The organism is Chamaesiphon polymorphus CCALA 037 (genome assembly GCF_003003845.1).
In the GTDB taxonomy this organism is placed as follows: Bacteria; Cyanobacteriota; Cyanobacteriia; order Cyanobacteriales; family Chamaesiphonaceae; genus Chamaesiphon; species Chamaesiphon polymorphus.
In genome coordinates, this window is sequence record NZ_PVWO01000224.1 from 1 (window position 1) to 8,903 (window position 8,903).

Here is an 8,903-nt window from a genome sequence, read left to right on the forward strand (position 1 = left end):
AGTGGACTCTACGCACACTTTAAATCCAAAGAAGAACTGGAGTTGGCAACGATCGAAACGGCAGCCGGAATTTTCGATCGCGAAGTACTTCAGCCAGCACTGACGGCACCAGCCGGAATCGAGCGGCTCAAGGCATTGGTGAGTTCATTTCTGGCACATCTCGAACGCGGAGTTTTTCCAGGTGGGTGTTTTTTTTCGGCAGTTGCCGCAGAACTCGACACGCGCCCTGGCCCAGCACGCGATCGTGTCGTGGAGATCGTTGGCAATTGGCTGGCATTATTAAGCCAATGTATGCTGGAAGCGCAAGATCTCGGAGAGCTAGATCCCCATGCAGATGTCGAGCAGACAGTTTTTGAAATTGAGGCGATGCTGTTGGCGGCGAATTTTTTGTTTGTGATGAAGAACGACCCAATTCATTTGACACAAGGGCGCAGAGGAGTGGAAAATGTATTAGTACGACTGGCGGTCAGTGCGGAGTCGAAGAAGAAGAAACGATCTGCGGGGATATCATGACTACTTCAAATCGAGATATTATCTTACAATCGAGCAGGAAACTTCTCATGTTAATTTTAAGCCTAAGCAAAAGCGAAGCAAATTAATTCTTCGGACAAATAACTCGTAACATAGAGCGATCGACACAAAAGAAACTAAACTCAATACTATAAACTTCGACAATACGCCTATTTGCCAACCTGCAATCCAGAACCCGATCGATAAAATAATCGGTTGATGCAGTAGATAAAATGGTAGAGATGCTTCACTCAGATAGCCTAATGCTCGATGGTTGAAGTTGAGAAATTTTTTGCCCAGCTCAAGGAATGCTAATATCCAGCACCAAGAATTGAAAGCTCGTAAAGCGTTTACCAGAGTATAGTCTAACGAACCATAAGCCGCTCCATTCCCAGTAAATAGATCTCGAAAATGTGCCAGCAAGAGTGGAGTTGTAAATACGGCAATGATTAATGCAGGGATAAAGTGTCGATCGATTCCCTGTTCGATCCGCCGATCCGCAACGATGAGGTAGCCGAATAACAGCAACATTAAGTATGTGAAAAAATTCCAGCCACCTGCCGCTCGAACGCCGAATGTCGCTGGATCTAGTCCACTTTCTAATCCGACGATGGGCAAACATAGCAGGAAAATCACCATTGGTTGTTCGAGGGCATTTGCCAACTTGTCGATCGATTTTTGTCCTTTACCTTGCTTAATTACTAAAAATAGCGGTAGCAATAATAGCGAAAATAGCCACAACACCAGCAGATACCACAGATGAATTCCCATCCAGGCAAAGTTCCCACCAAATAGATACCATCCTTGGAAATAGTGAGGGATGAACTCCCAAAATGAACCTGAAAACTGTCCTCCAGTCCACGGCGAAACGCCATGATTTGGATTGCTCACACGTTCTAGATAAACCTGTGGCGGCGATAAAACCAAGATTCCAAACAGTAACGGAATCAGGAGTCTGATAGAACGTTCGCGCAAGAATTGCCCTGCTGTGCGGGACTTGAGTGCGAAATAGATACTGGTGCCGGATAATAGGAAGAATAACGGCATCATCCATTGCAACAACAGCCCCGCAATGGTAGTGAAGATCGGATCGAGCTGGTTGTTTTTGACATGCCAAGCTCCGAGATCGAAAAATCGGAGACAGTGGAAAATAAATACGGTAAATGTTGCCACAACCTTGAGCCAATCGAAGTCATAGCGTCTTACAGGTCTATTTACTGGGAGGTCTAACAGAGGGTTCTGGTTCATTTTGAGTCAAAATATTCAGGATGCCAGGAGCAGATTCGATCGCGTAATCGCCATAGCCAACATCGTGAATATATGCGAGATCTTCTTTGTCATAGTCATTCATTTCTAAAAACTCAATGCGATTGCCAAAAGGATCGTTGACATAAACTTGACGAAACCGATCGCCGCCTTCACCAATTTCCACTGGATACCCAGATCGATCGCATCGATGCACCAGCTCGTCCAAATCTTCAACTAACAATCCAGGATGGGCTTTTTGTGCCGGACAAAAGTTTGGATCGACACCTAAATGCAGCTTCAAGTCCCCCTGCTCGAACCAAACGCCGCCCCGCTGGGCTAGGTGTTCTGGTTTTGGCTGTTCGCGAAGTCCCAGAATTTCCCCATAAAACATTCTGGCTAAATCTTCGCTATGGGTTGGAATTGCGAGTTGAACGTGGTCTATGCCATAAACTCTCATGTGCTGACTCTCGAAGCTTGCGCGCCGCCTAAGCGGCGGTCGCTAAATCTTACCTCAATCACTAGGTTATATTAACCGACAATATCTTGTCGCGATACGTCTAACCCCCGATCTCAGACGATATTAATAGGGTAACGATCGATGATTCCCGATGTTTGGATAGAATAGGAAGGTAATCCAATGGGAATTCGATCGCATGTCCAACCTCGATGCACTGCAAGCTCGTTTGGAAATTTTCCGCGAAGCAGGGCGAAATCTCCAACTCGATCCCCTCATTAGCAAGGAGGATTTTGCGCGGTTGGGGGTAGAGTATCAGACTGATGAAATAGACAAGTTGGAGCAAGCGATCGAAGATAGTCCAGAGCGAGATAATAAGTTAATTTTTACCGGACATCGGGGCTGTGGCAAATCGACACTGTTAGCTGAATTGGGATTGAGACTCACAGATACGGGGCGGTATTTTGTGGTGATGTATTCGATCTCTGATACGATCGAGCGATCGGCGGTAGACCATGTGAATATTTTGTTTTCAATGGCATTGCAGTTATTAGAGGAAGCAGAAAAGCGATCGATTTGGCTCCAGCCTGGAATTAAACGTGAGTTTTATCGATGGTTTGGTAAACATACCCAAACGGAAACTCAAGTGGCAGAAAGCGAAATTGAGGTGAATGCAGAGGCAAAGACAACAGGTGGTATTCCGATTCTGATGCAGCTTGTGGCACAGATTAAATCAAAGTTAAAAGTCAGTTCGGAAACTCGCAAACAAATCTCGATCGATTTCGCTCGGAAAATTTCGGAATTAGTAGAAAAGATTGATGAATTGCAATCTCACATTGAAAGTGCCACAGGTCAGAAAGTAGTCGTAATTATCGATGATATCGATAAGTTAGATCTTGGCGTAGTTGAAACGATTTTTGGCAAGAATATTCAATCTTTGCTCGATCCCAATTCGATCGTTATTTATACATTGCCGATCGCTACGCTCCGAGAGGTTTCGATTACAGCTAGCATCAATACCTATATCAAGAAGATCTACATGATGGAGGTGACAAAATTTTTTAGTAAAGCTGATGTCCGCAAACCAGATCGGATTCCCAATCCAGCTTGGATGAACGTATTCTCAGAAATTTTGCAAAGACGATTACCGCAAAACTCAATCGAACCTGATGTCCAAACAGATCTGATTCTCCTCAGTGGTGGTGTATTGCGAGAATTAATTCGGATCGCCGATCGCTGTTGCGATCTAGTTAAACTAGAGTTGCGCGGACAGATTAGACGACAGCAATGGAATCAGCCAGAAGTTAAGATCGATCGTCAGATTCTTAGCGATGTAGAGACAGAATTGCAGATAGAATATGCTAGAGCGTTAGGGCAAATTGATTTTGAGATGTTGAAAGCAATTTATCAAGAATTTAAACCCCAAGATACTGAAAATGAGCGATTTTTAGATTTATTACATGGATTGTATGTATTAGAGTATTGCAACGCAAAATTATGGTATGACTTAAATCCGATCGTCCGGGATTTGCTCGTACAGGAAGGGATATTATCATGACGCAATTTTCTGAACCCGTCACAACATCGAATGAAGATACCTACGAGAGCCTGATTTCCCTAATCGAAAATAGTCAGGAGCAATTAGCCTTGATTATCGTCGCTTGTGACGATCTAGCACTGCGACAACGAACGATCGAACGGTACGAACGCGAAGCAAAGCAATCGCAGATTCGCTGCGAACGGATCGTCTTGGGGATGGAGCCAAGTTTAAGAGCTGGTTTGGCAAAATTGGGAATCGAAAATCAAGATGGTGTGGTGGTGACAGTCACGGGAGCGGAATGGCTATTGCGGGTGAAAACGCGAGCGACAGACGCGCAGAGCGATCTGGATAAGTTTTTTGGCTATTTACAATGGACGCGGGAAGGATTGCGAGAATTTCGCTATCCAGTGGTTTTGTGGGTAACGTTTTCGATTTTGCGAGAAATGAGCCGCCGCGCACCAGATTTCTGGAGTTGGCGCAAAGCAGTATTACGCTTTGAATCGGAAGCATCCGAGGAATCGTTGGCAAAGCCTGCGCTAGGCGCAATCGTGCCAGTAATGAGAGATCTCAATTCACTCGAAAGATCGTTCGATCGAGAAGATAATAATGATTTTATCCCGCCACCAGCAGAGATTCTGTCCGAAATTCACCAATTAGAATCAAATAATCCCACTTCACCCAATCTCGCAACGCTCTATGCAAAGCTAGCAGAAATTTATGCCAAACGCATTGCTAGAGGTGAAGCAAATAATCTAGAAGAGGAGCAACAACAAGCAATTGAGGCTTTTGAAAAGGCGATCGATCGTTATCGAGAACTTAATAAACAATCTGCTTTGGCAAGTACACTAAATAATTTTGGTAATTTTCTATTTAACATATCTCGCTATATAGATGCAACTGATTTTTATCGACAGTCTTTAGATATTAATCGTAAGATTGGTAATTTAAATGGAGAATCCATTTCACTCACTGGCTTGGGTAATGCCTTCGATTCTCTGGGTCAGTACGAACAAGCGATTGATTTTTATCAACAGTCTTTAGATATTAATCGCAAAATTGGCGATCTGTATGGCGAAGCAAGTTCTCTTGGTAATTTGGGTATTGTTGCTTGGCGGTCTTTAGGAGAATATCAACAAGCGATTGACTTTTATCAACAATCTTTAGAGATTAACCGTAAAATCAATAATCGTATTGGTGAAGCTAATTCTCTCAATGGTTTAGGTAACATCTATTTCATATTAGAACAATATGAACGAGCGATAGATTTTTACAAACAATCCTTGAATATTAATTACGAAAACAGCAATATTCGTGACAAAGCAATTTCTCTTAACGGCTTAGGTAATTCTTACTACTTATTAGAGAAGTATCAGCAAGCAAAGAATTTTTATCAACAATCCCTAGAAACAAAGCGTGAAATTGGCGATCTAAACGGTGAAGCTAATTCACTCAATAATTTAGGTAATATTTACGTATTATTAGAACATTACGAATTGGCAATTAATTTTTATCAGCAATCATTGGAAATTGCCCGCAAAATTGGCAATCAAAATAGCGAAGCAAATTTTTTGTTCAATCAGGCAATCGCGCTGGATAAATATAAACCCCTCAGTTTTGAAGCTCTCGAAAAGCTCAAACAAGCTCGTGCTATTTACGCGAAATTAAAACTTGATGATAAAGTTGCAGAATGCGACACAGAAATTGACAATCTCAATCGAATTATCGCAACAGAAGAAGGTCAACCTAAAGAAGATCGGAATGCAGTAGAAACGCCTACGATTGAAATCGTGGCTAATGATACCAAGTCCGCCTACGCGGACTAGCTAATTAGTCCGCGTAGGCGGACTTTGCATCTTGAGGAGTGGTTTCAACCACTTTGCCTACTGCTAATGTGGAAATAATTGACAAATACTGGTGGGTTTTGGGCAGGTTTTGTTGTGAGGTTATCGGAGTATTGCATGGATTTCTAGCATAAACCTGCCCCTACAATTGAATTATTCTCGATCGAGATTGTTGTAATTACCCGATTATTTAATCGGGAAAAAATTGACCGATATAATTCAGATAACCTTGTCTCCCCTGCTTATTCCAGAGTTTAACTGAAGACTGAAGGCGTTTGAGACACTCAGTAATTTCGGCAGCAGTTGCCGAGGAAATCATGCCATCGATCGATAATTCTTTCAACAGATCGCACTTTTCCTTGACCCGATTGGCAACCTCCGCAGATAGACCTCTAATCGGACGATTCGAGAGAGTTTTACCTTGTGCTTCGGCACCATATATCCTAGTCACCCATTCAAGTCCAGTGAGTACTTCAAGATCGATTAGCTCTGGCTCTTCACGGTAATAAGTGATAATTTCTAATTCAATATTTTGCAATATTTCTTCGTATTCTGTCTCGATGCTCATGAGATTGTCTATTGCTATATCGATAGGCGATTACCGACCGTAGGCTACGCCAACGATGGAGATTATATTCGATCGAATCATTGCCATATAATAACGCCAATTGGCTCCGACGATCCTCACCGCAATTAAGATTGGGGATAATAATTAATTAACTAGAATTGCTCAGTCCCCACCCAAGCCCGCAAGACTTCAGATACAGTCCAAGCCTGGGCGATACAACCCCTTGGAGTCATCGGCGCATCGCCATCGGGACTGTCGAGGACATCGTAGCAATAACCCAGATCGGGATTCCAAAAGCGGGAAAATTTGATTAAAGTCCGATCGGCTAGTGATTCATATTCCTTATATGGTTTGCCAAGCTGACGGGCAAACTTGGAGATCGATCGCAAGGCACAATACCAGAGAGCATTAATTTCGATCGGTTTACCAATGCGCGGGGTGACAACCCAGTCGCCGACTTTGGCATCCATCCAAGTCAATTGTAAGCCTGTTTCGCCAGCATACAGCAACCCATCGCTAGGATCGAGGTGAATATTATAACGAGTGCCGCGACAGTGCCAATCGATAATCTCTGCCAGCACGGGGAAAAGTTCGGCTAATAAGTCATCGTCGGCGGTGGCATCGTAGTAACTGCGAATTGCCTCAAAATACCAGAGCGTCGCATCGACAGTATTATATTCCGGCACGTCACCCGCATCGGGAAAGCGATTGGGCAGCATTCCCCGATCTACATATTTGGCAAAGGTGAGCAGAATCGAACGCGCAATTTCAGTTCTTCCCGTCGCGATCGTCAATCCTGGCAGACTAATCATCGTATCCCGTCCCCAGTCGCCAAACCAATGGTAGCCAGCAATGATGGTTTTGCCATTGGGTGCGTCAGGGAGTGGACGATCTACAATAAATTGGTCGGCGGCTAATATCAATCGATCGATCCAAGCCGGACGATCTTGTTGACAGACAATGGTTTCGGGTTGACTTAATTTCCAGATATTGATGAGCTTCTGTTCTCTTATACGTTCTGATTTTAGTGCTGCTGCTCCATCTAGATTGGGCTGTGGGTCGGTGCTAGCGACAAAAACGATCGATTCGCCCGGATTGAGGGTAACAGCGAAGGTGGCGGCGTGGAGGTGGTCTTCGCGATCGCTCAAACCGCGATATCGTTCGACAGCCAGATCGAAGTTATAGTGCCAATTATGAGCGGGTGTGGCAGTGGCTCGGTTGCTGGTTAAATATAGGGGTGTGGCATCAGCGGCAGCGGTGATGCAAACTCCGCCTTCGATTGGTTCGACGTTCATTTCCCAGCCGTTGCCGTGAGTGTCGCCATGATAATCGCGGTAATTTACTAAGGCTTTGAGCGTTAGCTGTAACGGCTGGGTGGCGCGGGTTAATGTGTAGCGAATATATGTGGTATTGGCTCCATGCTGCATCCAGATTTGCTTTTCGATCGTGGCATCGGCACAAGCGAACTTCCAGGTGGGAATAGTGCCATTAAGAGTAAAGCTTTCGATCTGACGATAGCCGTGAGGATCTACGCTGCCATCCGCCCAACGATTGGTATGGAGGGGGTAATCGAGATCGTTATATCTGGCGATTTCATCCAGTTTAGCGAATAATAAAGTTCGACCCAAGGGCGGCTGTAATGCAGCAACGAGCAAGCCATGATAGCGACGGGAGAGCGATCCGGCAACGGTACCAGAAGCATAGCCGCCAATACCATTAGTAACGAGCCATTCTCGCGTTTGGGCATTATTCAGATCGCCACAGATTTCTCGCCCAAATTCGATACTCATTTTGGATTTTACTCGATTATATTTTGGATGTTGTAATAGGTAATAGCATCCGATAATTTAAATGATATTACCCATTACTCACAAAACCAATTACTACAACAACTCATAAATTAGCGACTCAATCGATTAGTTGCGGCTAAATGATAACTGTGAATTGACAGCATTTAGATAATCCCGATCGGTTTGAGTCTCTGGACTTAGTTGATTGGTGGCGATCGCGGCTTTAACTAAATCTTTAGCAGTAATGGTTTTGCTATGAGTAGCAGATTGGAACGAACCAAATCCAGGGATACCCTGCATCCGATACTCACCTTGATACGCGAGAGAAACTAGCCCGAATGGGGTAAGCTTGGTGTTGGCGGGATTGCTACCGATCGTTGCTGTTGTCATAGAAATTCGTTCGGTTCTGGTTCCCGCCCGTCCTGGCAATGCAGATGGAGCGGTCTGTGTATTGTCGATCGTAGTTGCTGTTGATGTTTGTGCTGACATAGCAATCCGTTCGGTGCGAGTTTCGGCTTTTACAGATGTAGTTGCAGCCAAAGATAGACAGAGAATTGATAAGCCGACAAGTGCAAAGCGTTTCATAAGTAATAACCTCTTAGTTGCTTGAATCGATGACGATCGTGATGCTCTCGCCTGAGATAGTCTCGATCGATTGCTGAGAATCTGATGAAAAAAGACAGTCAAGAAATTAACGATATAGATCGTTCGCGTAGTGTACCGTAGGTAATCGATTAGTTATCTAGACTCGACAATTGCTGCTCGACAGCATTGAGATAACCACGATCTGTTTGAACTTCTGGATCTAGTTGATTTGCAGCGATTGCCACTTTAACTAGGTTTCGAGCAGCAATTGTTTTATTGGCAGAGTTACTTAGGGCTTGCTGAAAAAGTAGGAGAATAGTCTTTCAAAAATTGATTGGTAATGAAAAAAGTCGGAGTAATTAGTTTT

At 44.0% G+C, this 8,903-nt stretch carries 7 protein-coding genes and 1 pseudogene; 3 read left to right on the top strand and 5 right to left on the bottom strand.

What is annotated here, in order from left to right:
- A partial coding sequence (locus tag C7B77_RS16695; protein ID WP_106307148.1) for a TetR family transcriptional regulator C-terminal domain-containing protein occupies positions 1 to 513 on the top strand: 513 nt, incomplete at its 5' end.
- A 45-nt stretch (positions 514 to 558) separates the two neighbouring features.
- On the opposite strand, the gene C7B77_RS16700 is transcribed toward C7B77_RS16695, so the two are convergent.
- Both C7B77_RS16700 and C7B77_RS16705 read right to left on the bottom strand, forming a co-directional pair.
- Entirely contained in the window at positions 559 to 1,758 is a 1,200-nt protein-coding gene (locus tag C7B77_RS16700; protein WP_106307151.1) for an acyltransferase family protein, read from the bottom strand.
- Entirely contained in the window at positions 1,721 to 2,215 is a 495-nt protein-coding gene (locus C7B77_RS16705) for a VOC family protein (protein WP_181243892.1), read from the bottom strand. Before C7B77_RS16705 ends, C7B77_RS16700 begins: the two co-directional genes overlap by 38 nt.
- A 196-nt stretch (positions 2,216 to 2,411) precedes the next feature.
- Here C7B77_RS16705 and C7B77_RS16710 point away from each other — a divergent pair, with 196 nt between their 5' ends.
- Positions 2,412 to 3,770, top strand: a complete 1,359-nt coding sequence (locus C7B77_RS16710) for an ATP-binding protein (protein WP_106307154.1) — start codon at positions 2,412 to 2,414, stop codon at positions 3,768 to 3,770.
- Positions 3,767 to 5,575 carry a tetratricopeptide repeat protein gene (locus C7B77_RS16715; RefSeq protein ID WP_106307157.1) on the top strand — a complete coding sequence of 603 codons (1,809 nt, stop codon included), beginning with the start codon at positions 3,767 to 3,769 and terminating at the stop codon, positions 5,573 to 5,575. Before C7B77_RS16710 ends, C7B77_RS16715 begins: the two co-directional genes overlap by 4 nt.
- Before the next feature lie 208 nt (positions 5,576 to 5,783).
- Here the strand turns inward: C7B77_RS16715 and C7B77_RS16720 are convergent, their stop codons facing one another.
- The 3 genes and pseudogenes from C7B77_RS16720 to C7B77_RS16730 all read right to left on the bottom strand — a co-directional run bounded on the left by C7B77_RS16720 (position 5,784) and on the right by C7B77_RS16730 (position 8,536).
- On the bottom strand, positions 5,784 to 6,161 hold the full coding sequence (locus C7B77_RS16720; protein ID WP_106307160.1) for a hypothetical protein: 378 nt from the start codon (positions 6,159 to 6,161) through the stop codon (positions 5,784 to 5,786).
- 239 nt (positions 6,162 to 6,400) lie between these two features.
- A pseudogene (locus C7B77_RS16725) lies at positions 6,401 to 7,951 on the bottom strand (glycogen debranching enzyme N-terminal domain-containing protein); the annotation flags it as partial.
- A gap of 126 nt (positions 7,952 to 8,077) precedes the next feature.
- Positions 8,078 to 8,536, bottom strand: coding sequence for a hypothetical protein (locus C7B77_RS16730; protein ID WP_106307166.1), 459 nt, complete (start codon positions 8,534 to 8,536; stop codon positions 8,078 to 8,080).
- Positions 8,537 to 8,903 lie beyond the last annotated feature (367 nt).

What these genes read in the sequence shown, in the direction of transcription:
- C7B77_RS16730 (WP_106307166.1), bottom strand. Translation starts at nt 8,536, where the DNA reads ATGAAACGCTTTGCACTTGTCGGCTTATCAATTCTCTGTCTATCTTTG.
- C7B77_RS16710 (WP_106307154.1), top strand. Translation starts at nt 2,412, where the DNA reads ATGTCCAACCTCGATGCACTGCAAGCTCGTTTGGAAATTTTCCGCGAA.
- C7B77_RS16715 (WP_106307157.1), top strand. Translation starts at nt 3,767, where the DNA reads ATGACGCAATTTTCTGAACCCGTCACAACATCGAATGAAGATACCTAC.
- C7B77_RS16705 (WP_181243892.1), bottom strand. Translation starts at nt 2,215, where the DNA reads ATGAGAGTTTATGGCATAGACCACGTTCAACTCGCAATTCCAACCCAT.
- C7B77_RS16720 (WP_106307160.1), bottom strand. Translation starts at nt 6,161, where the DNA reads ATGAGCATCGAGACAGAATACGAAGAAATATTGCAAAATATTGAATTA.
- C7B77_RS16700 (WP_106307151.1), bottom strand. Translation starts at nt 1,758, where the DNA reads ATGAACCAGAACCCTCTGTTAGACCTCCCAGTAAATAGACCTGTAAGA.